Origin of the sequence: Paenisporosarcina antarctica, assembly GCF_004367585.1 — a bacterium.
GTDB classification, from domain to species: Bacteria; Bacillota; Bacilli; order Bacillales_A; family Planococcaceae; genus Paenisporosarcina; species Paenisporosarcina antarctica.
The window spans coordinates 1,009,801-1,030,857 of record NZ_CP038015.1 but is presented as its reverse complement, the minus strand read 5'-3'; the positions used below and the strand labels follow the sequence as shown (position 1 = coordinate 1,030,857).

26 protein-coding genes and 1 riboswitch are annotated in these 21,057 nt (G+C 35.8%); of the genes, 3 read left to right on the top strand and 23 right to left on the bottom strand.

The genetic code is table 11. The features are described 5' to 3' along the window. Positions 1–57 precede the first annotated feature (57 nt). Both E2636_RS05175 and E2636_RS05170 read right to left on the bottom strand, forming a co-directional pair. Positions 58–288 (bottom strand): hypothetical protein, encoded by a 231-nt coding sequence (locus tag E2636_RS05175; RefSeq protein ID WP_134209265.1) that lies wholly within the window; start codon positions 286–288, stop codon positions 58–60. A gap of 172 nt (positions 289–460) precedes the next feature. After that, positions 461–1,993, bottom strand: a complete 1,533-nt coding sequence (locus E2636_RS05170) for a leucyl aminopeptidase (protein WP_407670279.1) — start codon at positions 1,991–1,993, stop codon at positions 461–463. A 135-nt stretch (positions 1,994–2,128) separates the two neighbouring features. On the opposite strand from E2636_RS05170, the gene E2636_RS05165 reads away from it, so the two are divergent. Next, a complete protein-coding gene (locus tag E2636_RS05165) occupies positions 2,129–2,605 on the top strand; it encodes a divergent PAP2 family protein (RefSeq protein WP_017379715.1) in 477 nt (158 codons plus the stop codon). A 166-nt stretch (positions 2,606–2,771) separates the two neighbouring features. Here the strand turns inward: E2636_RS05165 and E2636_RS05160 are convergent, their stop codons facing one another. From E2636_RS05160 to E2636_RS05120, 10 genes are all read right to left on the bottom strand, one after another. Beyond that, entirely contained in the window at positions 2,772–3,101 is a 330-nt protein-coding gene (locus E2636_RS05160; protein WP_134209263.1) for a YuiB family protein, read from the bottom strand. 141 nt (positions 3,102–3,242) lie between these two features. Then, positions 3,243–3,515, bottom strand: a complete 273-nt coding sequence (locus E2636_RS05155; RefSeq protein WP_134209262.1) for a helix-turn-helix domain-containing protein — start codon at positions 3,513–3,515, stop codon at positions 3,243–3,245. A 17-nt stretch (positions 3,516–3,532) separates the two neighbouring features. Then, positions 3,533–4,123 carry a sigma-70 family RNA polymerase sigma factor gene (locus E2636_RS05150; protein WP_134209261.1) on the bottom strand — a complete coding sequence of 197 codons (591 nt, stop codon included), beginning with the start codon at positions 4,121–4,123 and terminating at the stop codon, positions 3,533–3,535. Positions 4,124–4,249: 126 nt separating this feature from the next. Beyond that, positions 4,250–4,411, bottom strand: coding sequence for a YvrJ family protein (locus E2636_RS05145; protein WP_017379719.1), 162 nt, complete (start codon positions 4,409–4,411; stop codon positions 4,250–4,252). Positions 4,412–4,718: 307 nt separating this feature from the next. Next, positions 4,719–5,681, bottom strand: coding sequence for a S8 family peptidase (locus E2636_RS05140; RefSeq protein WP_134209260.1), 963 nt, complete (start codon positions 5,679–5,681; stop codon positions 4,719–4,721). 275 nt (positions 5,682–5,956) lie between these two features. Then, complete coding sequence (locus tag E2636_RS18905) at positions 5,957–6,082, bottom strand: YuiA family protein (RefSeq protein WP_166669483.1); 126 nt, start codon at positions 6,080–6,082, stop codon at positions 5,957–5,959. Between the two features lie 143 nt (positions 6,083–6,225). Then, complete coding sequence (locus E2636_RS05135; RefSeq protein WP_134209259.1) at positions 6,226–6,717, bottom strand: NUDIX domain-containing protein; 492 nt, start codon at positions 6,715–6,717, stop codon at positions 6,226–6,228. Positions 6,718–7,114: 397 nt separating this feature from the next. Beyond that, entirely contained in the window at positions 7,115–8,329 is a 1,215-nt protein-coding gene (locus tag E2636_RS05130) for an NAD(P)/FAD-dependent oxidoreductase (protein ID WP_134211755.1), read from the bottom strand. A 210-nt stretch (positions 8,330–8,539) separates the two neighbouring features. Further along, positions 8,540–8,902 carry a HesB/IscA family protein gene (locus tag E2636_RS05125; RefSeq protein ID WP_134209258.1) on the bottom strand — a complete coding sequence of 121 codons (363 nt, stop codon included), beginning with the start codon at positions 8,900–8,902 and terminating at the stop codon, positions 8,540–8,542. A 269-nt stretch (positions 8,903–9,171) separates the two neighbouring features. After that, the gene (locus E2636_RS05120; RefSeq protein ID WP_017379725.1) at positions 9,172–9,408 is read right to left on the bottom strand and encodes a NifU family protein; all 237 of its coding nucleotides are present in this window, start codon (positions 9,406–9,408) and stop codon (positions 9,172–9,174) included. An 84-nt stretch (positions 9,409–9,492) separates the two neighbouring features. Here E2636_RS05120 and E2636_RS05115 point away from each other — a divergent pair, with 84 nt between their 5' ends. Then, positions 9,493–9,831: a YuzD family protein gene (locus E2636_RS05115; RefSeq protein WP_134209257.1), complete on the top strand. Its 339-nt coding sequence runs from the start codon at positions 9,493–9,495 to the stop codon at positions 9,829–9,831. 49 nt (positions 9,832–9,880) lie between these two features. Here E2636_RS05115 and E2636_RS05110 read toward each other — a convergent pair whose 3' ends face one another. Next, entirely contained in the window at positions 9,881–10,948 is a 1,068-nt protein-coding gene (locus E2636_RS05110) for an NAD(P)/FAD-dependent oxidoreductase (RefSeq protein WP_134209256.1), read from the bottom strand. Between the two features lie 129 nt (positions 10,949–11,077). Here E2636_RS05110 and E2636_RS05105 point away from each other — a divergent pair, with 129 nt between their 5' ends. After that, positions 11,078–11,314, top strand: coding sequence for a YuzB family protein (locus E2636_RS05105; RefSeq protein WP_017379783.1), 237 nt, complete (start codon positions 11,078–11,080; stop codon positions 11,312–11,314). Positions 11,315–11,347: 33 nt separating this feature from the next. Here the strand turns inward: E2636_RS05105 and E2636_RS05100 are convergent, their stop codons facing one another. The 10 genes from E2636_RS05100 to E2636_RS05055 form a co-directional block, all read right to left on the bottom strand. Continuing rightward, complete coding sequence (locus E2636_RS05100) at positions 11,348–12,109, bottom strand: TIGR01457 family HAD-type hydrolase (protein WP_134209255.1); 762 nt, start codon at positions 12,107–12,109, stop codon at positions 11,348–11,350. Further along, entirely contained in the window at positions 12,106–12,558 is a 453-nt protein-coding gene (locus E2636_RS05095) for a DUF86 domain-containing protein (protein ID WP_134209254.1), read from the bottom strand. The genes E2636_RS05100 and E2636_RS05095 overlap by 4 nt, the downstream gene beginning before the upstream one ends. 204 nt (positions 12,559–12,762) lie before the next feature. Further along, the gene (locus E2636_RS05090) at positions 12,763–13,116 is read right to left on the bottom strand and encodes a YutD family protein (RefSeq protein ID WP_134209253.1); all 354 of its coding nucleotides are present in this window, start codon (positions 13,114–13,116) and stop codon (positions 12,763–12,765) included. A gap of 14 nt (positions 13,117–13,130) precedes the next feature. Then, on the bottom strand, positions 13,131–14,054 hold the full coding sequence (gene lipA, locus E2636_RS05085) for a lipoyl synthase (RefSeq protein WP_017379787.1): 924 nt from the start codon (positions 14,052–14,054) through the stop codon (positions 13,131–13,133). 130 nt (positions 14,055–14,184) lie between these two features. Next, a complete protein-coding gene (locus E2636_RS05080) occupies positions 14,185–14,304 on the bottom strand; it encodes a methionine/alanine import family NSS transporter small subunit (protein ID WP_134209252.1) in 120 nt (39 codons plus the stop codon). A 12-nt stretch (positions 14,305–14,316) separates the two neighbouring features. Further along, positions 14,317–15,852 (bottom strand): sodium-dependent transporter, encoded by a 1,536-nt coding sequence (locus tag E2636_RS05075; RefSeq protein ID WP_134209251.1) that lies wholly within the window; start codon positions 15,850–15,852, stop codon positions 14,317–14,319. Between the two features lie 200 nt (positions 15,853–16,052). Continuing rightward, positions 16,053–17,612 (bottom strand): Na+/H+ antiporter NhaC family protein, encoded by a 1,560-nt coding sequence (locus E2636_RS05070; protein ID WP_134209250.1) that lies wholly within the window; start codon positions 17,610–17,612, stop codon positions 16,053–16,055. A 140-nt stretch (positions 17,613–17,752) separates the two neighbouring features. Beyond that, a riboswitch (Lysine riboswitch) is annotated at positions 17,753–17,939 on the bottom strand. Between the two features lie 53 nt (positions 17,940–17,992). Next, positions 17,993–18,766, bottom strand: coding sequence for a sporulation protein YunB (yunB, locus tag E2636_RS05065; protein ID WP_134209249.1), 774 nt, complete (start codon positions 18,764–18,766; stop codon positions 17,993–17,995). A 46-nt stretch (positions 18,767–18,812) separates the two neighbouring features. Then, positions 18,813–20,177 carry a bifunctional metallophosphatase/5'-nucleotidase gene (locus E2636_RS05060; RefSeq protein WP_134209248.1) on the bottom strand — a complete coding sequence of 455 codons (1,365 nt, stop codon included), beginning with the start codon at positions 20,175–20,177 and terminating at the stop codon, positions 18,813–18,815. A 12-nt stretch (positions 20,178–20,189) separates the two neighbouring features. Then, positions 20,190–21,014: a sulfite exporter TauE/SafE family protein gene (locus E2636_RS05055; RefSeq protein WP_134209247.1), complete on the bottom strand. Its 825-nt coding sequence runs from the start codon at positions 21,012–21,014 to the stop codon at positions 20,190–20,192. Between the last annotated feature and the right edge of the window lie 43 nt (positions 21,015–21,057).

Here is a 21,057-nt window from a genome sequence, read left to right as displayed (position 1 = left end):
TTTTGCTCTACACCGATTTGGGTGGAGCAAAAGTGTTTTTTTATTATGTTCGAAGTATTAATATGGATAATACTGGTACGGATAATAAGGTGATGGATAATAATAGGGTGGGTATTGGCGATATGGAGCACCGTATAATGTTGTGCCTAATAAACTCCCTGCAAGTCCTCCTAAAAACGGACCTCCAAAAAAGCCTAATCCACCAAGTCCTCTACCAAAACCCCCACCAAACCCCCTGCCGTACCCTCTGCCGAAACCTCTGCCGTATGAACGGTATCGATTGACCATTTGTCACTCCTCCTCTCTTTCCTAACGTATGAAAAAAAGAAGGACTGACGTATGCATATAGCCTATTCGGTTTGTCTAGTTAAAAAAATCATCGCGTAGGACCCTTATTGGAAAAAGGTCAAGTACTCATCTTCATCTTTCAAGCGACTATGTCGAGGATGAGCGATTTTCTTTACTCTTCAGATTCCATACTCATTCGTTCAACAAGGGTCGCAAGTGTACGTACCATTGAACCAGTTCCACCCTTTGGCCCTAAATCGTGCGAAACACTTGATTCAGATGTGCCTGCGATGTCTAAATGAATCCATGGTGTATTATCAACAAATTCTCCAACAAAGCCTCCACCGAAAATCATATGGCCATCACGACCTGGCGAGTTATTTAAGTCTGCTACATCACTTTTACGGATACGTTTCTTGTCTTTCTCAGTTAAAGGTAATCTCCAAACAAATTCCCCTGTTTCTACAGAAGCTTCTAAGAACGTCTCAAAGAATGTTTCATTGTTTGTAAGTGCTCCTGTTTTATCCTTACCAAGAGCAACAATGACGCCACCAGTTAACGTTGCTACGTCCACAATATAGTTTGCACCTTGTTGTTTTGCATAAGTTACTGCATCGGCTAATACAAGTCTACCTTCAGCATCCGTATTTAAGATTTCAATTGTTTTGCCACTTAATGATGTAATAACATCATCTGGTTTGAATGCATTTCCTGAGATCATATTATCAGTTGCTGCAATAACAGCGATGACGTTTTTACTTGGGCTAGTTTCCCCGATAATACGCATAGCACCTAAAACTGCGGCTGCACCACCCATATCGCCTTTCATGCCCACTAGACCATCCTTAGACTTAATTGAATAACCTCCAGTGTCATATGTTACTCCTTTGCCCACCAGGCCAATGACATCGCTCCAATCATCATTTGCACGGTATTTCATTACAATTAGTCTTGGTTCTTCTGTTGACCCTTGATTGACTGCTAAAATTGCACCCATTCCGAGTTCTTCCATTTCAGCTTTGCCTAGTTCTTCATATTCAAAGTCATAAGTTTCAGCAAGTTCTTTTGCATACTCAGCCATTTTAGTAGCTGTTAAAACATTTGATGGCATGTTAACTAACGTACGTGCTTCGTTAACAGCTTCCGCATATACTTGTCCTAAATTGAAAAAAGATAAGATTTCTTTCTCATCTGAAGTAGTAAGTAATTCAATATTATCTAGATAATAATCATTTACATTTGAAGTTGTTTTATAGTGAGGCACTTGGTACAGACCCATACCTATTCCTTCAGCTGCTAAATATGTAGCATCTTCTATTTCAATATCTTCGTTCGTAAATGAATCTAGCCAAATCGAAATATTAGTTGATTTTGAAGCTACAAGTTCTTTTCCTACCATACCAAATATTTCTCGCAAGTCATCTTCAGTTAACGATTTACGATCACCAAGACCAACAAAGAAAATCCGTTGAAGCTTGCCATCTTGAAGAGCTGGTAATTTCGTTAATTTCTTTCGATCAGTAGAAATATCACCTGATTTTACCCATTTTTCTAATGATGCACCATAAAATGAAACTAACTCAGACCAGTATTGTGTGTTTTCAGGATGTTTAAATGTTCCCACAATTAATACTTCAGCTTGAACTTCGTTAAAGTTTACTCCTGTAACTTCTGTTTTCAAATAAATCCCTCCAATTATATACATTCGCCTTCTATTATATACGAAATTCTTACGCTTTTCGAATTATCTGTAACTACCTGTTTAAACGTAGGTTGAGGTCTTGAGCTGTGGTTGGTATACTTTACTAAACAATTACGAACTTGAAAGGGTGGATTGCCTATGGACATTTTAACCAATATTCCGCTCATTGCTGCACTTTTCGGAATTATATTTGCTCAATTCATTAAAATTCCGATTACATATATAGTGACAGGCGTCCTTGATTGGAAGCTTTTCACTTCAACTGGTGGAATGCCAAGTTCTCACTCAGCTGCCGTTACAGCACTAACCACAGCGGTTGCTTTTGAAACTGGTCTTGGGTCACCTCTTTTTGCAGTATCTGCAATCTTTGCAATTATTGTCATGTTTGATGCATCTGGCGTTCGTTTTCAAGCTGGACAACAAGCCATCATTATTAACCAAATGCGCATTGACTTTCAAATTTTTGTGAATCAGTCGAAGGGTTGGGCACAAAAAAAGAATGAAGAAAAAATCGAAGAACTTAAAACACTTCTTGGGCATAAACCAAGCGAAGTCTTAATGGGCGCCTTAACCGGAATAATCATTTCTACCATTGTTTATGTATTTATCATGTAAAAAGCAGTGAACTCATAATGAGTTCACTGCTTTTTTACAAATTAATGATAATCGCATCTAGTTCCACAGAACAACCTAGATCTTCGCTTCAGAAACTCATTCAAAGTAATAGTTTTTGATTCATTTCGGAGCTGGTCTTATAGTGCTTGAATTGCGCTTTTCATTGTTAAAACATTTGATATCCATTTTTACGTAACATTTTAATCACAATTCCAGCAATAATTGCACCAAGTAAACCACTTGATAAAACTAAAATATCTGCGAAATGGAGTGACATTAGTTTGTCTCCAAGCGCTAGAAATGCCTTTGTCGGTGCTGTGAAATAATCAAAGAAATCAACTTCATCAATAATTAATATGACCACGATAGGATAGACAATAGCCATTAACCAGGTCGCGCGAAGTAACATATTGATTAAAAAGGCGATACCGAAAAACATTACTAAAAATAATAATACTGATAACATAGCTGTTACAAGTGTAAAATTACCATCCATTAAAATCTTCCCTCCATGCTTCCTTTCAACAGTTTACATGAATGATATGTTCCTTTCAATAAACATGTTTGTGTAATACTAATTAATAGTACAGACCTGTGTCTAACTACCACACTATGTTACCAAATTTGTATTTTAAAACTATAATTCTTTATCCCCTTCGTCGTAATTTTGCATTCCTTTCCTTTCAAGAAGATCTAACATTTGAAAATATCCGGGTATCTTATCAACATCATAATTTCTAGTGCAATCTACTATTTTAATTTTTAATTCTTGGGATAAATCTTCCCTAAATTGCTTTTTTGTTTGTTGTAATGACCTGTGAATTTTAGGAGAAAATAAATCAATCACGATTTTTAGTGAGTTGTTATCCGTTCTTGATTGTTTAACTAGTGTAAATAGACTCCTATTCATTCAAACCCCTTCCCTCTCTATCCATTTTTAATAATTTCTCTTAACTTTTTCAATATTTTTTTATGACTTTTGGAAACTGCTTGTTGGGATACATTAAAATATGTTGCTATTTCAGAGTCAGTTAAATCAAATATATATGCCAAACTTAATAGTTGTCGCTGATTTTCTGTTAACTGTTCAATCCCTTTATATAATGAGTCATTTGTTAAATGGTCTTTAATATTTGAAGAATAAATACAATCTTCTTGGTAATCCTTCCATTCCATTGAACAAAAAAACTCAATTACCGTTCTACCTTTCTTATCTTTTATGGGTATATCCAAAATTGATTTATTTCTATCTGAAAACAATTTTACTTTCTTATCATAATTTATGGCATTAAAATAGATGGCTTGAGACAAATAACTGGTAAATCTGATTCTAAAATAAAATTCCCTGAACGTATCATCTAGCTTTTTCGTTAATATGCTTGTTGGATTGTTAATCACTTCTTTTAAGAGATCCATATTTTCCGCTATATTTAAGAACGATTTTATAATAGGATTTTTCATATGCTTTTCAATTTTACTAAGATACGTTTCAATACTTTGATTATAAGAATCTTTCAAATTAATACCTCCCATAAAGAACGTTAGTTCCGTTATGTGGTAAAAAAAAGATAGTACCTTTATCTGTTATTATCTAATCAAACTTGAAAGTTTATTAATTACTCATATTCCATTTCTTCAACTCGTTCAATAGTAATAATGTTTTATTACATCAGAAAGCTGTGAAACTGCGTCTTCTAACTTTTCAATTCTTCTTTCAAACCGCCAGAACAAATAGATAGTAATAGCAATTGGAAATCCAAAATTCCCTAAGATCATTGTCCATAAGGGTACATCGAAATTGTACATGAATTATCCTCTCCTTCTTTTATTAGTAGTTATATATTAAAGAAGAATTATGGAAAGATTTCACAACCTATAATGAAAAATAATAGTTGGTATAAAAGTTTCAAATAGCATTCCATTAACTCATTACTATCTCCAATAATTTTAAGGTACATAACGTTAGTTTGATATTTCTTAATTTCTTCATTTGGGTTAGGCCTTATCAGCGGTTTATTGGGCATAGGAATGGCTTGAAGGGGACGTGTTGAATGGATAAAACATGTACTAAAAAACAGATGCCTTGTTAGGAATAGATGGCATCTGTTTTCATTTATATATTAATAAACGCTTTCACAGTTTGTTGATTAAACACATTTTCCACATAATCTAAAAGGGTTAAGTAAATCAGTCCGTTCCCTTCAATTTTTGGCGAGTTACCAAGTGGAACTGTTCTCTTTATCAATTGAGCATACAACTCAGGTTCGGTTAAATCTCTTTCAAATGAAGAATTGGATATTACTTTTAATAAAGCCAATGCACCTGATATATGGGGAGTTGCCATAGAGGTGCCGCTTAGTGTAGCATAAGTCCCATTAAGATAAGTTGATGTCACTTTCTCTCCAGGGGCTACTAAATCAATTTGATTATTCGAATTAGTAAATTCAGAGGACTGTCTTTCTAAATTAACTGAACCTACGCTAATCACTTCATTGTAGCATCCAGGGTAACCGAGTTCATCAGTTGAATCTTGACCGTCACCATCATTGCCTGCAGCACATACAACTAGTATATTTTGGTTTACTGCTTCAATTATTACATCATGAAGTTCTTTTACATCAGATGATCCACCTAAAGACATCGAAATAATATCTGCTTTATGGTCAATTGCATAGCGGATTGCTTTGATAATCCAATCATATTTTCCTGAACCACTTTTTCCAAGTACCTTTAAAATTAATAGGTTTGCCTCTGGTGCGACTCCAACAACTCCACTGTTATTTCTACTAGCAGCAATTGTTCCCGCAACATGCGTTCCATGCCCATTGTAATCTTCAAATTTCAAAGGATCTTCTTCATCATCACTTGTGAAATTATAGCCACCAATAATTCGATTTTTCAAATCTGGATGATCTGTATCACAGCCTGTATCTAAGACAGCTATTGTAATTCCTTTTCCTTTTGTTTCATTCCAAATCTCAGGGGCATGAATAATTTCTATTCCTTTTGGTATTTCATTCACCGTTTCTAACTGCTCCACTAATTCGTACGGGATCAAATACATGTATTTGTCCATCTTCTCCCTCCTCAAATTATTATTTAAGCAAGCACTTGATGTAATGTTAATTAATTGTAACAATATTCAGAATAATATAATAGATTCTAAGGTAGGATTTTTATGGAAATAGAAGTGGGTATTTATAGGAGAATATTACTAAAAAATGCTAATTATGCATACAAATTTTGTGTTATCCAAAAAGTAGTGAGATTTGAATTGGGATAAGAGTAAGAATTTAATCAAATAAAAAGGGCTCTTCTCGGTGTTTCACCGAAAAGAACCCTTTTTAGAGTTTACTTTCTTCCTGACCCAGAACAACAAGCACATGTTTCTGATCCACCAAGACGTAATTGAAAATATCCATCCCCTTTACAGTATGGGCACTCATTGTTTTGAACATCTTTTTTATAAGTAGTCATTTATACAATCTCCTCTGATTCATAATATTCTGATAATATAACATATTCAAAAAAATCTGTAAACAAGGAAAAACCTAAATGTAAACGAATACATTAGGCTTTTCCTTGTTATTTCTTTATATTTCTCTTGTTTTCTAACTCTTTTAAAAATACATTTTATAGCTTGTATAGCCAAATACATCACCAGGGTTAATGCCTTCAATTACTTGTAGACCCTGTCCTAAAGTCTTTGTTGCCAATTCATGTATCATGACAGACGTATGTGGATCCTGGCTCAATTCAACTGGACTCATCCACTTTGCTTCATATACTTCTTTTAATTGTGGGATAATCAATTGTTCACGACTAGTTTCTTCACAAATAAAAATTGCCATGTTATCACTTATTTCACCTCTAATTACCCCGGTTCTAAATCCAACTAAACCCTGAACCATTGTTTCAATTCCAGTTTCTTCTTGTACTTCTCGACAAACTGCCTGATCAATAGTTTCCCCTGGCTCTACAAACCCAGCTGGAAATGACCATTTGCCGTCAAGTCCCCCATATCTTTTCTTTACTACGAGCCATTCATTTAAATGATTAATAACTAATCCAGATACGCCTAACCATACTTTGCCTCTATCTTTTTTAGCCATTAGTTTCATCATCTCCTCATTAGAAAAATATAGATTCCCTCCATAATCGTGCTAACTTACGTCTATACATATACTTATATCCGAAAATTCATCTCTTTTAACATAGAAAAGCGCAAAGTGTCTTTTAGCACTAAAGTTTTAATTCAATGAAAACAAGGCTCAAAGTTTCTTCAAGCTAAGCGAAAGATCTCATCTTAGCACGACACTCTGGTGCTGGAAGAATGAAAGGCAAGCTTTCGGCTTTCTGACACCATAAAGGGTCCCTAGAGCTGACTCTAGTAGCTAGCATAAGATTCTCAAAAGTTCTAAGGTGAACACTTAAATCCTCATACTTTCTTTTTTCAGTCCAAAAAAACTCCCACCTGAAAACTCCAGATGGGAGACGATAAACGAAGTTTTATAGAACGTTAAATTTACCTTTTTTCACAACTAGTGAAGCGCCACCTAACATATAAAGAGCACGGTTATCTACCATTTTCTTCATAAATGAAGCTCTAGAACCAGTCACTTTTTTACCGAAAACAACGCCAATAGCATCGTCTTCACCTAGTGAACATAAACTACCTTTTAAGTCAGGTATAAATGTTTCAGTTTCTTCTCCCTTGATTAAAGAAAGTAAGTTTTTAGCCACTGTTACACCTTGTTGCATAGCAATTTGCGCAGTAGGTGGATAAGGGCGATTAATTTCTTCATTTATCAATAGTGCACAATCACCAACGATAAATACATCATTGTGACCTGGAGCACGCATATCTTTTTCAACTTTAACGCGAGCACGCATATTTTCAATGCCTGTTTGTTCGATTAAACGGTTTCCGCGAATACCTGCAGCCCAAACAACTGAACCAGCTTTCACAAATTCAAACTCGTCTTCACCTTTTTTAATTTTAACGCCTTCTGGAGTTGCTTCAACAACTGGCGTTCCAATTGAGAATTCAATTCCTTTTGCTTGAAGATGTCCAACTGCGTATTCTACCAATTCCGGATCAAATCCTGGTAATACCATTGGAGCTGCTTCTACACAAAGAACACGAACTTTTTCTTGTGGTACATCAAACTCTTTACAAAGTTCAGGAACACGATTACCTAGTTCACCTAAGAACTCGATCCCAGTAAATCCTGCACCCCCAACAACTATTGTTAAGCGGCTGTCGTCTTTTACTTCTTCTAGTGACCATGTAGCGAATTGATATTCAATATGTTCACGTATTTGTCGAGCTGCTTTTACATTAGCAATAGATAGAGCATATTTATCTAGACCTGGAATACCAAAAGTTTCGCCTTCGAATCCAAGACCAATTACTAAGTAATCATAAGAAAATACGCCAGTATCAGTTGTCACTTGTTTACCAGAAATGTCTATTCCTTCAACTGATGCTTTAACAAATTTCACTTTATCAGCTTTAATTACATCTGCAATGTCAAAACGTACTTGGTCTGGACGTAATGTCCCAGCTGAAGCCTCATGTAACCAAGTTGATTCATAGTGGTAATCATTTTGATTGATCAATGTGATATCTGCAACATCTGACCCAATATTTTTTTGCAAGTTAACTACTGTTGATAATCCGCCATACCCGGCGCCTAATACTAAAATTTTCGGTCTTTTCACCAAGATTCAAACCACCTTCTATTTGTTTTATATACATTCTCTTTAATCAAAAAGAGATATTTCTATGTTTTGATAACTCAGCTAATTTGTCTATATTTTCGACAAACGTACTATTTACAATAATAGACCTTTTGTGTATTGAATTCAATATAATCTTATGAAGTATAAAAGGTTTGAATTTACAGAAAAAAGACCGAAATAGATTCGGTCTTAGCAATTCTCTGGAGTTCCTTTTTTTGTAGCTGTAGTAAATGATGAGCCACAACCACAAGATGCGATAGCGTTCGGATTTTCAATCGTGAATCCGCCACCCATTAGAGATTGTTTATAATCAATAACTGTTCCATTAATAATTGCTTTATCTTCATTTGATACTAAAATAGTTAATCCGTGTTGTTCTAAAACTGTATCGGAATCTGATTTCTCTCGTTCAAAACCCATTCCGTATGATAAACCACTACATCCGCCACCATGAACAGCTACACGTAAAAATGAGCCCTGTTCTTCATTATGGGTCATCATTTCTTTCACTTGGTAAGCTGCAGCTTCTGATAATTCGACAATCTGTGTCATCCGTTACACCTTCCTTCCATAGTTATATGATACCAACTTTTAAGCTAAACATCCAAGAACATCAATTTATATTGAATGTCCTTTTATTTAGTATATTGGGTATAATGAATGTAAAGATACTTTTAAAAAAGGAGCCCGTAATAGGCCCCTTAGTTACTATCTACAAGTCCCATCTCTCACCTTCGTTTCAAGACCTATTTCCGAAAACTAGTTTTCGATTCGGTCTCTCTATCGGCAGTGAGCAAACGTAGCGCCTTAAGCTTTTCTAATTAAAAAACTTGTTCTACTTCAATGACTCCTGGAACTTCTTCCAAAAGTGCACGTTCTATTCCTGATTTTAGCGTAATTGTAGAACTTGGGCAGCTTCCGCATGCGCCAAGAAGACGAAGTTTGACAATGCCATCTTCGATATCAACAAGTTCACAATCTCCGCCATCACGTAGTAAGAATGGACGTAATTTATCTAGTACTTCTTGAACTTGATCTGTCATCATTGTATCAGTCATTTATTTCGACTCCTTCCCTTATAAATATTATAATGTGAAGAGATGAAAAAATCCAACAGTACCTACTAAAGGGGAATTAATAACATGGACCAAAAAACACTCTTAATTGAAATCTTCGGTGCTGATATTATATGCGCTAGTTGTGCAAATGCACCAACCTCTAGGGATACATACGAATGGTTGCAAGCAGCTATCAATCGAAAGTACCCGAATCAACTTTATAAAATAATGTATATTGATATTCAAAAGCCAATTGAAAACGAACGGCAACAAAATATAGCAAATCGTGTTTTAGAGGATGAATTCTTCTATCCACTCGTTTTAATTGAAGGAGAAGTGATTGGTGAAGGAAATATTCAATTAAATCCTGTATTTGCAGAACTTGAGAAGTATGGTTTTGTAGGTGTAGATTCATACAAATAAAGTCAAAGACCTAGAAGTTATTTTTCCCTTCTAGGCCTTTTTCTATTCATTACCCGTTGTGCCACTTATACATCCACAAGACACCAGACTTCATCATTCGTGCGATACGTCCAGTAACAGTGCGGTCGGCTAAGTAAGCAAAGCCTTGTTTCTTTCCTAAAGAACCTAGGAATCCTTTAAGTTTAATTTCAGGCATTTTTTCAGGTAACTCTTTGCCTTTCCAGCGTGCTTGAAGGACTTGAACGATCTGTTCTGCTTGCTCTTCTGCTACTTGCGCACTTGGTGCATAAGGCAATGCTGCACAATCACCAACAACATAGACATTTTCATCCTCAGGTAAGTGATGGTATTGGGACAGTATCACTCGACCAATTGAATCTGTCTCTGTAGCTAAGTTTCGCACTGGCTCAACAGGTCGAATACCTGCTGTCCATACAACAGCATCCACTTCAATCGTCTCTTCATGATTATGCAAAGTATTGGGTTCTACTTTTGTAATGTTAGAATTGCTTACAACATCTACATTGTGTTTATCAAACCATTTTTTCACAAAATTACTTAGACGTTCAGGAAAGTCTCGTAAAATACGAGGACTACGGTCAAATAATTTAATTCCTAAATCAGGGCGTGACTCGCGAAGTTCACTTGCAAGTTCAATTCCGCTTAAACCTGCTCCAACAATCCCAACAACAGAACCTGATGGTAACCCACACAATTTATTAAATGTCTCCCGGGCACGCCCTATTGTTTGAATGCTATAGGTAAATTCATCTGCACCTGGTACATCATGATATTTATCTTCGCAACCTAAACCAATAACGACATCATCATAAGGAACACGCGTATCATTTGATAATACAATCATTTTTTCTTCACGATTTATTTCCACTATTTCTCCGTAAACCATTTTTAAGCGTTCATGTTCAGGATATGGAACACGAACCTCTTGGTCAGGTACAGTTCCTGCAGCAAATGCATAAAATTCTGTTTTCAAACTATGGAATGGTGTGCGATCTATTAACGTAATTTGCACGTCTTCGGGAAAATTATTTGGCAATAAACGAAGCAACACACGCATGTTACCGTAACCGCCACCTAGCAATACTAAATTTTTCATAAAAAGCTCCTTTAAATACAGACTATCTCTAAGTTATTATAAATCATTGTGACAAGTTTCACAATAAGGCACCCTAATTGACGAACGGAAAAAAAAAGAGTAGCATTGCGATGTAGTGAGGTGAAGAACGTGAATCCAATGGTTGAATTTTGTGTCAGTAACTTGGCAAATGGATCACAAAAAACATTTGAAGAATTAGAACGGGATCCCAATTTAGACGTTCTAGAGTATGGTTGTTTAAGTTATTGCACAAAATGTGCAGAGTCTTTTTTTGCGGTTGTAAATGGCGACGTTGTGCAAGCAGATTCTCCAGATGAACTTACGAAGAAGATATATGCATATATAGATGAAAATCCACTTTTTTGAAGACAAGGAGCTGCGATGATGCAGCTCCTTTTTCTATACTAAATCTAGTAAATTTTGTATCGTCATAGTAGGCCGTAATGATTTTAATAGCACTTTTTCTGTAGATGTAATGCCCGTATTTACATGAATAGTATCTATTCCAAATTCAATTCCTGCCAAAATATCTGTATCATAATTATCCCCAATCATCACCATATCTTCTTTTGCAAATTGGTGTTCATGTTGAATGATTTCAAGCATATGACCTTGTGGTTTTCCAATAAATATTGGGTCAACACCTGTTGAGGTTTGAATTAGAGTTGTAAATGCACCGTTCCCAGGTAAAAACCCTCTTTCACTAGGGTATGCCCGATCACTATTGGTTGAAATAAAAACTGCACCATTTCTAACATCTAAACAAGCTTGGGCAAGTTTTTCGTATGTAATACCACGATCCATTCCGATTACAAATACATCTTGTGAAGTTAGGACAATATTTACGCCATTTTCATTAAGCGCTTCTCGCAACCCACTATCCCCTATCATCGAAACGTCTTTTCCATAGTAATGTAACGCAATATATTTAGCCGCTGCCATAGCAGATGTCATGATATGACTTCGCTTTGCATCCACTCCAAACCCTTTGAGTTTCTTCAACACTTGATCAGGTGTTTGAGAGGCATTATTCGTCACAAAGAACGGTTCTATACCTTGTTCCTGCAAAAGTTGAATAAATTGGACAGTTTCCATTATAGGTTCTTTCCCTCGATACACAGTGCCATCTAAATCAATACAATATCCTTTGTAAGCTTTCACGATTGCTCCTCAGGTAAGAATGCAGACACAGGTCCAAGTTCATGTGTTAAATAATGTTCAATGCTATTGGGAAATTGTCTTAATATCTGTATATTAGCTTGTAGTGTTTTTGCTAATTCTTGATGATTTACACTGATGAAATCCCGTACAAGCATTTTTCTGAGTAAAATTACTGCTTTTAAAGGTGCATCCATTTCAGGTGTAATTACTTTTTCATCAGTTAAAATATCAATAATGTCATCATAGCTTCCTGGATCACGCATAATGAAACCATCGATCATTGAATTTCCTACATCAATAATGGATTCTATAATATTTTGTGTTATACGCTCCAAAGCAAGTTTATTAAGGTCATTTGAAGTTAAATCTGGTGACTCATTCACCAATTGTACAATTGATTTCATATAAGATAATGTCAAACTAATGTTTTTACGGTCAACAAAATACATAGGTATTCCCCTCTTTTGTGTTCTAGTTATTTGTTTTTCCATCCTATGATACCATAATTACTAAGGGGAGTAGAACAGTGGTATGTATCGTATTCTCGTCTATTAAGAAGTAGAAGATGTAAATTATATCGCTAACTCTCCTCAAAGTGATAACTAATTAATTGATATTAAGAAATTAATTACCTGAAAAGATAAAAACCTTGACTAAGATGATTGCTCATCAAAACCAAGGTTTTCTACATGTGGTAATTCTTCTGTTTCAGTTGATACTTCCACTTGTTTTGCTGGACCAAATTTTTTCAAAATAAAATAGGCACAGCCAAAATTACAATACTCATATAGGTAATCTTGTAGCGTACTCACTTTTGTATCGTACGTTGCTTTTTGATTTTTATCATCGAAAAAACCTTTTAAACGAAGTTGACCATATCCCCAGTCCCCTAGGATGTAATCATACTTGTTCAAAATTTCACTGTAGCGCTCTTGAAAAGCCTCTTCTTTAAACGCTTCCCGGTAATCAGTCACTATTTTATAATCCCAGCGATCAATTGTAATCATCAATTCACGCTCCATCAACTCGTTGCAAGAGCTATTTGCTCATCACCAATACGCTGTTTTTCTTTTGCAGCTGCATTCACTTGTTCATCCGCATGGTAACTACTACGTACCAGTGGTCCTGCTTCACAATGTGAAAACCCTTTAGACATGGCAATCTTACGAAGTTCTCCAAACTCAAGTGGAGAATAATATTTTTGAACCACTAAATGCTTTTTAGAAGGTTGTAAGTATTGGCCAATTGTCATGATATCAACGTTGTTTAATCGCAAATCGTCCATTACTTCGATAATTTCTTCTTTCGTTTCACCCAGCCCAATCATCAAAGATGATTTTGTTGGAATTTCAGGTTGCATTTCTTTTGAACGACGTAAAAATTCAAGAGATCTATCATATTTTGCACGTGCTCTAACTCTAGGTGTTAATCGTCGCACTGTTTCTATATTGTGGTTTAAGATATCTGGTTTTGTATCCATAAGCATTTGTAAGTTTTCTTCAATTCCCCCCATATCTGAAGGTAATACTTCTATCGTTGTAAACGGATTTTTACGTCGAATCGCTCGCACTGTTTCGGCAAATACAACAGCACCACCATCTTTTAAGTCATCGCGTGCGACAGCCGTTACTACGACATGTTTTAGATTCATCAAAACGACTGAATCTGCTACGCGTTCTGGTTCACCTAAATCAAGTTCATTCGGTAGACCTGTTTTGACTGCACAGAATCGGCATGCACGCGTACAAATTGCACCTAAAATCATAAAAGTTGCTGTACGACGAGTCCCCCAACATTCATGAATATTTGGGCATTTTGCTTCTTCACATACAGTATTTAAATTGTTTTCACGCATTATTTTTTTTAGACCTTTGTAGTTGTCGTTTGTATTTAATTTAATCTTTAACCAGGCAGGCTTTCGAATATGTGTTTGTTTTGATGTCATGCTTATCAACCCCATTCTGACTATGTAGGCAATTTACTCACTATTGACAATGTACCATATTAGGCATCGTCTCACAACCATCGAAGACATATAAAACAAAAAAGCGTCTCTATGAGAGAGACGCTTTTTATTATGAATTTTGTCTTGATTTTTCTCTTGATTTTGATACAGCATATACGATACTTGCAGCTAGGCCGCCCCAAATGATTGTGACGCCAATAATCATCATAACAATTGCAGATACTGACATTTGAAGTCCCCCTTATTCGCCATCTGTATGTTGATATGCATCAACATCCGTATTTTTATTCCATTTAATAGCTGTAAACACAAAGCCTAAAATGATAGCACCAGAAGCAACAAACCATCCACTATAAAGAATAAATGTATTTGAATATCCTTCATAGTTACCTGAATCACTTTCAAAACCTTTTGTTATATTCAGTTTCAATAAACCAAACATCATGTAGCCCAAAACTAAAGGAGTTACAAATTTCAAACATATTTTCCACCATGCGCCTAAACGAATGTCCGAAACAGCATTTGCGTGGTCTTCGAATAATGGAAGCTTTTTAAAGAACCAAGCAATTGCAACGACTTCAACTAAACCGATTGCTGCTACTCCGAATTGGTTGATAAAGTAATCAGCAGCATCAAGGAAGTACAAACCGCCATTTGTTGCAAATAATAAGGAAATTACAGCAGCGACACCTACACCAAATGTAACCGCTTTATTACGAGATATTCCGAACTTCTCAGTGAAACCAGCAACATACGTTTCACAAATTGAAATTAGTGATGATAAACCTGCTAACACAAGTGACAAGAAGAACAAGACGCCAAATAGTCCGTTCATTCCTGGGAACTCACTAATAATTTGCGGGAATACAACAAATGCTAAACCGACACCTGCAGATGCAACGTCAGCCACTTCTACGCCTTGTTGTGCAGCCATAAACCCTAAAGCTGAGAATACTCCAATACCTGCAAGCAACTCAAAGCCGGAGTTAGCAAATCCAGTAATAAACGCATTGTTCGTAATATCCGATTTCTTTGGAAGATAACTAGAATACGTAATCATAATGGCAAAAGCGATTGATAAGCTAAAGAATATGTGCCCATAGGCAGCAACCCATACTTTAGGATCACTTAACTGAGAGAAGTTAGGTTCAAAGAATGCATTCAAACCAAGGTATGCTCCGTCTAGTGTAAGTGCACGAATTACAACCATTAAGAAAATTACAACAAGTGTTGGTATGAAAATTTTATTAGCAATTTCAATTCCTTTTTTAACACCTGCAAATAGGATTCCAAATGTAATTGCCCAAACAAGTATTAAAGGTATTGCGACTCCTGGAACGATACCGCCAACTTCACCAGGTACATCCCCTAGTTTTAAGACTGTTCCAAATAAGAAGCCCGCCGTGTCATCTCCCCATGCTTGGTTGACTGAATACACTGTGTATTTCATTGCCCAGGCAATAATGACTGCATAGTATGTGGAAATTACAAAAGAAACAAAGATTGCCCACCAACCAAGCCATTCCGCTTTTTTACCGCCCATGCGGAAGAATGATAATGGTGCCGAACCGCGATACTTATGTCCCATAGTGAATTCTAAAATAAGAATAGGAATACCTGCTGTTAAAAGAGCGAATAAGTACGGGATAAAGAAAGCTCCTCCACCATTTTCATAAGCTACATACGGAAACCGCCAAATATTTCCGAGTCCTACCGCGGAACCAACTGCAGCTAGAATAAATCCGGCTCGTGATCCCCATTGAGAACGTTTTTCCATATTTTTTTCCTCCTTTTTATTTCGCCCCCAAAAGTACTATTGTAATATTAGGAAGCTTGTTTATATTCAGATTATTTATTAATCTAAAACTAGTATACTATAGTGAATTAACTTGTAAAGATGTTTTTTTATATAATAAACTATTATTAAATAAATAAAAAAGCAAGGGAATAAACCCTCGCTCTGTATATGTTTACCTATTAATTTGTCGATTTTTCGCTCATCTTAATTAGAACATAAAATAGTATTGCAAGAATAGTTATTACAAGTCCCAATGATAACCAAACGGACCCAGTTAATCCTAGTACTAAGTACCCAACTGATGCAACGGCTGCTGAAATTAATGCATACGGTAGTTGAGTCGTGACGTGATCAATATGATTACATCCAGCACCAGTAGAAGATAAAATGGTCGTATCTGAAATCGGTGAACAATGATCACCTAACACGGCCCCTCCTAGCACTGCAGCTAAAGTAGGTAATAACATCGTAGGATCAGCGCTAATCATTATCGTTCCAGCAATAGGTAATAAAATTCCGAAAGACCCCCATGAGGTACCTGTTGCAAATGCCATACCTCCAGCTAATATAAACAGAATAACTGGTAATAAACCTATTGGCAGATTAGCATCGATTACTACTTGAGCTAAATATTCGCCTGTTTTAAGCTTATCTATAATAAACGTTAATGACCAGGCAAAAACTAATATTAACACAGCAGGTAGCATGGATTGAATTCCGCTCCAAATTCCTTTACTTAGATATGAAAGGTTGGCTTTTTCATTTTTCCCAAACTGTAAGAGATAAAGAACAATAGATACAACTGCACCTGCAGTACCACCAATTAACAATGACTTCGGTACATCAGTATTTTCAAAAATTGCCCAAATATCTAGAACACCTGCATTTTGATATCCTGTAAATAGCATTGCTCCGATTGTCGCAATTACAAGTGTAACAATTGGTAGAACTAAGTCACTCACTTTACCGTGACTATGAACAGGGAAATCTTCTTTTAATTGACCAGGGATATCTTTTCTTGGATCAAATACTTCCCCTGTATCGATTGCTCTACGTTCATGTTTTTTCATTTCCAATAAATCGAAGTCTGTAATCGCTACGAAAAACACCATAGCAAGTGCTGCAATTACATAAAAATTCATTGGTGCCATCATGATAAATGCAGTTAATGGTGAGTATGTTATAACTGATTGAGTAGCCAGTATTGTCCCAATCAAACCAATTAAATATGCTCCCCAGCTTGATACTGGTGAAACTACACAAACCGGTGCAGATGTTGAATCAATAAAGTATGCTAACTTCGTACGTGAGATACGGTGATGATCCGTTATTGGACGTGCAATTTGTCCAACAGCTAAAGCATTAAAATAATCATCTATAAAGATTATCACACCAAGAAATGCAGTTAATAGCTTTGCTCCTCTTCTTGTTTTAATGTGCTTTACTGCCCACTCTGCAAATGCACGACTTCCTCCAGATAAACTAACGAAAGCTGTGATGATGCCTAGTAAAAATAAAAAGAGAATAATAAAGACATTATACGTATTTAGTCCACCATCCCAAAATGTCACTTGGAATGATTGCCACAAGCTTACTAGCGATTTACCTGGTGAGAATGAATGAATTAGTAAAGCTCCTAAAACGATACCTGTACCTAGTGAGATCAGTACTCGACGTGTAAGTAAGACCATCACAATTGCAAGTATTGGGGGTAAAATTGATAATATAGTTCCTGACATACCTATGTTCCTCCTCCGCATGGGGGTGGTCACAGAATACGAGTAAACATACAAAAAGACTGGAATCTTTAACATTCAAATTGAATGTTAAGAAACCAGCCCAGACAAGTTGCGAATAGACAAATTGATGTACCCTACCCACGATCTGTAGCTCACCATTTATATGCGTTTCGCCTATAAATGATAGTGTTATTCTTATTTAGAATAACCCCAATAAAATACTGTTAGACACAATCATTTTACTTCGGCAAAACTCCCTTTTACATACGGTCTTCGTTATCATCCTCGCGTATGTTACTAATAAGTCATGCGGCCTCTACCCATCGATATTAATTTCATTTCCTAGTTTAACAATAAACGGATCTTATTGCAATATCTTATTATGGTGCGGAAGGAGATTGATACGGCACTTCTACTTGTGGTGCATTCGCTCCGCTTCCTTTAGTATAAATTTGAGGAACTGGACTAGAGATTATTCCAAGTGCAACTGGAATTTTTTGTTCAATTACCGTCGCTTTTGTTGCGAGTGGGACAATAACTTGTACATTGACTGTAATAACAACGCTGACATCTATCATTGCATTGTTAATTCCAAATTCACGAATATCATAAATTACGTTTGACTGTAAATTTCCAATAACATGAAATCGTATTGGAATTTTAGGTCCTAGATTTCCAAGTAGTGGGATATTTGTCGCTTGACCAATAGGAACTAAAAATACAATACCTCCGTTATCTTCCATTGCGTCTGGATCATACTCTATATCATCCAAATAAGGTAAATTGGCCAAGTTGCCTTTTTCAGCTTGTTCTAGTTGGGTCTGTACTAAGGTTATGATATCAGCTTGAACACGATTAATTATTTCCGTATTAAATTGAGTTGTCACAGTACCTGGGGATTCTGATGGAACTTCAACTATGATATCAGTTGCATTCATTAAATCTGCGGTTCGAGAGTTAATGGCTTTACTAACAACAAGAGATGCGATTTTTTTGGATTGTACCTCAGCATACTGTAAATAGATTGGGGTTAAACGAACATTCACGAGATAAAACATTAAGCCAACAGAAATTACGACAAAAACAAATAACACTGGGATAATGTTCTTGCCTTTCCAATAGATTGACCTTTTAGAAACTTTACGTAGTCGCACGAAAACCCTCCTACGTCATGTTACGACAAGGAGGGTTCATTTATACCTATATAAGGTGTTGTTTTTGTCCATACACAATTAAAACATCTCGAATGAAGTCAGACATAAAATAAGTCTTTGGTGACTCTTTAAATTTGGGGTAAAAGTAACCAAATGTGAACATGTCAATGGTAGCTAAACGAACAATTTCTGTTGGTTCTATCCGTCTATTTTGAACAAATAATACTTGATCAACAACTGTAAATTGATGTGTAATCATTTTTCCCATCACAACACCACGAAAACCTAAACCTTTAATCTCTAAATTTGGCCAACTTTCATTTAACGACAATAAATATATATCTTTTAACTCTTCACCTGTTAGTTCAATTACACATGGATTAATCGGATGTGGCATCATTTTGTGAATATCAAAATATGAGACTTCCTGTTCTTTTAGATCTGACAAAAATAACCCAGCATTAAATAAGGCACAATCCGTTTGGCAAAATGCAGTTAATGCTTTACCAAAATAAGTTGATAAAGCAGATTCTTTAAACCACTCTTTCTTAAACGTCTCATTTTGGATAAATGCAGTTTCCATTAAATTAGCTTTACCAATATTAGCTAATTCTTCTAGAAATTCATCCTCATTTGCACATTCTTTCAGTTCATTTGTATCATATAAATGAGCTTGTTTTTTTGCAATCAATTTCGTTTCTAAATCGAAATCCAGGGTAACATGTCCAACATAATAGCCATATTTACCAGCTGCAGCTAACAGAGAATTATTAATTAATTTTCCTTCGTGGAAAATATGGTGTGTATGTGCACCGAAGATTACGTCAATATCAGGAAATTTCTCTGCCATTATCTCATCTTCATTTATACCTAAATGGGACATGCAGATAATGATATCTGTTTTTTTCTTTAACTCCATTAATTGATTACTCAAAGCATTAAATGCTTCAGTTACTTGCCATCCCAATTGACTATAAAATAGTGTGTATTCAGCTGTAAGTGCTGTTACACCAATTTTCGTTCCATATATAGTTGTCAATATAGTTGTTGGAATTAGCCACTTTGGTATTTTTCCATCTTGATCAATCAAGTTTCCAACTACTACATCAAATTGAGCATGAAGATATAAGTTTTCTAATTCATTGTGCGAAAGTGTAATTCCTTCATTATTTCCAATAGTTGCCACATCGTATTGTGCTTTATTTAAAAGATCAACATTTCCTTTACCTAATGTTCCCTCTGTATAGATATGTGAACGATCGATATGATCACCAAGATCTAAAGTAAAACTTGATTCGCCTTCTTCGAGATGCCATTTTTTTCGTGTTGTTACGAGTTCATGAATTCGTGGCCAATGTTGAAAATGACTATGTAAATCATTGGTATGATAAAAGTGAATGGTTTCAATCATTTGGTCAACTCCTTATCCCATCAGCCCCGCTACAATCGAACGAACACCGAGTAATAATAAGATTATACGCAAAGCAACAACTAATGTTTCCGATTTAATACGTTGATTTAAAGTTGCTCCAATTTTTGCTCCAATAAAGGCTGCTGGTATAACTGGAAGTGTATACAACCATGGCACATTGCCTAAAGAAATATGACTAGCTGAATTTACTAAAGCTGATAAAAAGACCATAAACATCGAAGTACCAACCGCTACATGTGGGGGGAATAAGAATAATAAAATCATAGCTGGTACAATGATGGACCCACCACCGATTCCAAATAATCCAGATGCAAAACCAACACCAAATGTTAAAATAAGAGCAAACCATACCGGGTAACCATAAACATAGTTTTTTCCATGAGTATCTGTAAAAGTTTTCTTCTTGCCGTTATTAACAAACCATTTGACTGGTTTTATATATTTTCTAACCATTAATAAGGTAGATAACATAATTAATAAAATCCCAAAGTATAAATTAAATGATGGCAAGTCTAATCCTTTGTTTACCCATGCCCCTAAAATAGTACCAGGCACACTTCCTACAAAGAAGATGAGAGCACTTCGATAATCTACAGTCCTTGCTTTCATGAACGTTAACGTAGAGGCTAAGCCTGTAAAAATCATCATAATAACAGATAGCCCTACAACATTCTGAGGAGTAATCCCTGGAATTAATCCAATTGATCCCCCTAAGAAAAGAGTAGCTGGCACTAGGATAATACCTCCACCAAGACCTACTAAGGCACCTACAACGCCAGAAAATAACCCAACTAGTGCCAGTAGTACATATTCCATACCCATTCTCCTTCAAACATATCTAAATCCATTTGTTCATTAT

What these genes read in the sequence shown, in the direction of transcription:
- E2636_RS05175 (WP_134209265.1), bottom strand. Translation starts at nt 288, where the DNA reads ATGGTCAATCGATACCGTTCATACGGCAGAGGTTTCGGCAGAGGGTAC.
- E2636_RS05170 (WP_407670279.1), bottom strand. Translation starts at nt 1,993, where the DNA reads ATGTATATAATTGGAGGGATTTATTTGAAAACAGAAGTTACAGGAGTA.
- E2636_RS05165 (WP_017379715.1), top strand. Translation starts at nt 2,129, where the DNA reads ATGGACATTTTAACCAATATTCCGCTCATTGCTGCACTTTTCGGAATT.
- E2636_RS05160 (WP_134209263.1), bottom strand. Translation starts at nt 3,101, where the DNA reads ATGGATGGTAATTTTACACTTGTAACAGCTATGTTATCAGTATTATTA.
- E2636_RS05155 (WP_134209262.1), bottom strand. Translation starts at nt 3,515, where the DNA reads ATGAATAGGAGTCTATTTACACTAGTTAAACAATCAAGAACGGATAAC.
- E2636_RS05145 (WP_017379719.1), bottom strand. Translation starts at nt 4,411, where the DNA reads ATGTACAATTTCGATGTACCCTTATGGACAATGATCTTAGGGAATTTT.
- E2636_RS05140 (WP_134209260.1), bottom strand. Translation starts at nt 5,681, where the DNA reads ATGGACAAATACATGTATTTGATCCCGTACGAATTAGTGGAGCAGTTA.
- E2636_RS18905 (WP_166669483.1), bottom strand. Translation starts at nt 6,082, where the DNA reads ATGACTACTTATAAAAAAGATGTTCAAAACAATGAGTGCCCATACTGT.
- E2636_RS05135 (WP_134209259.1), bottom strand. Translation starts at nt 6,717, where the DNA reads ATGGCTAAAAAAGATAGAGGCAAAGTATGGTTAGGCGTATCTGGATTA.
- E2636_RS05125 (WP_134209258.1), bottom strand. Translation starts at nt 8,902, where the DNA reads ATGACACAGATTGTCGAATTATCAGAAGCTGCAGCTTACCAAGTGAAA.
- E2636_RS05120 (WP_017379725.1), bottom strand. Translation starts at nt 9,408, where the DNA reads ATGACTGATACAATGATGACAGATCAAGTTCAAGAAGTACTAGATAAA.
- E2636_RS05115 (WP_134209257.1), top strand. Translation starts at nt 9,493, where the DNA reads ATGGACCAAAAAACACTCTTAATTGAAATCTTCGGTGCTGATATTATA.
- E2636_RS05110 (WP_134209256.1), bottom strand. Translation starts at nt 10,948, where the DNA reads ATGAAAAATTTAGTATTGCTAGGTGGCGGTTACGGTAACATGCGTGTG.
- E2636_RS05095 (WP_134209254.1), bottom strand. Translation starts at nt 12,558, where the DNA reads ATGTATTTTGTTGACCGTAAAAACATTAGTTTGACATTATCTTATATG.
- E2636_RS05090 (WP_134209253.1), bottom strand. Translation starts at nt 13,116, where the DNA reads ATGATTACAATTGATCGCTGGGATTATAAAATAGTGACTGATTACCGG.
- lipA (WP_017379787.1), bottom strand. Translation starts at nt 14,054, where the DNA reads ATGACATCAAAACAAACACATATTCGAAAGCCTGCCTGGTTAAAGATT.
- E2636_RS05080 (WP_134209252.1), bottom strand. Translation starts at nt 14,304, where the DNA reads ATGTCAGTATCTGCAATTGTTATGATGATTATTGGCGTCACAATCATT.
- E2636_RS05075 (WP_134209251.1), bottom strand. Translation starts at nt 15,852, where the DNA reads ATGGAAAAACGTTCTCAATGGGGATCACGAGCCGGATTTATTCTAGCT.
- E2636_RS05070 (WP_134209250.1), bottom strand. Translation starts at nt 17,612, where the DNA reads ATGTCAGGAACTATATTATCAATTTTACCCCCAATACTTGCAATTGTG.
- E2636_RS05060 (WP_134209248.1), bottom strand. Translation starts at nt 20,177, where the DNA reads ATGATTGAAACCATTCACTTTTATCATACCAATGATTTACATAGTCAT.
- E2636_RS05055 (WP_134209247.1), bottom strand. Translation starts at nt 21,014, where the DNA reads ATGGAATATGTACTACTGGCACTAGTTGGGTTATTTTCTGGCGTTGTA.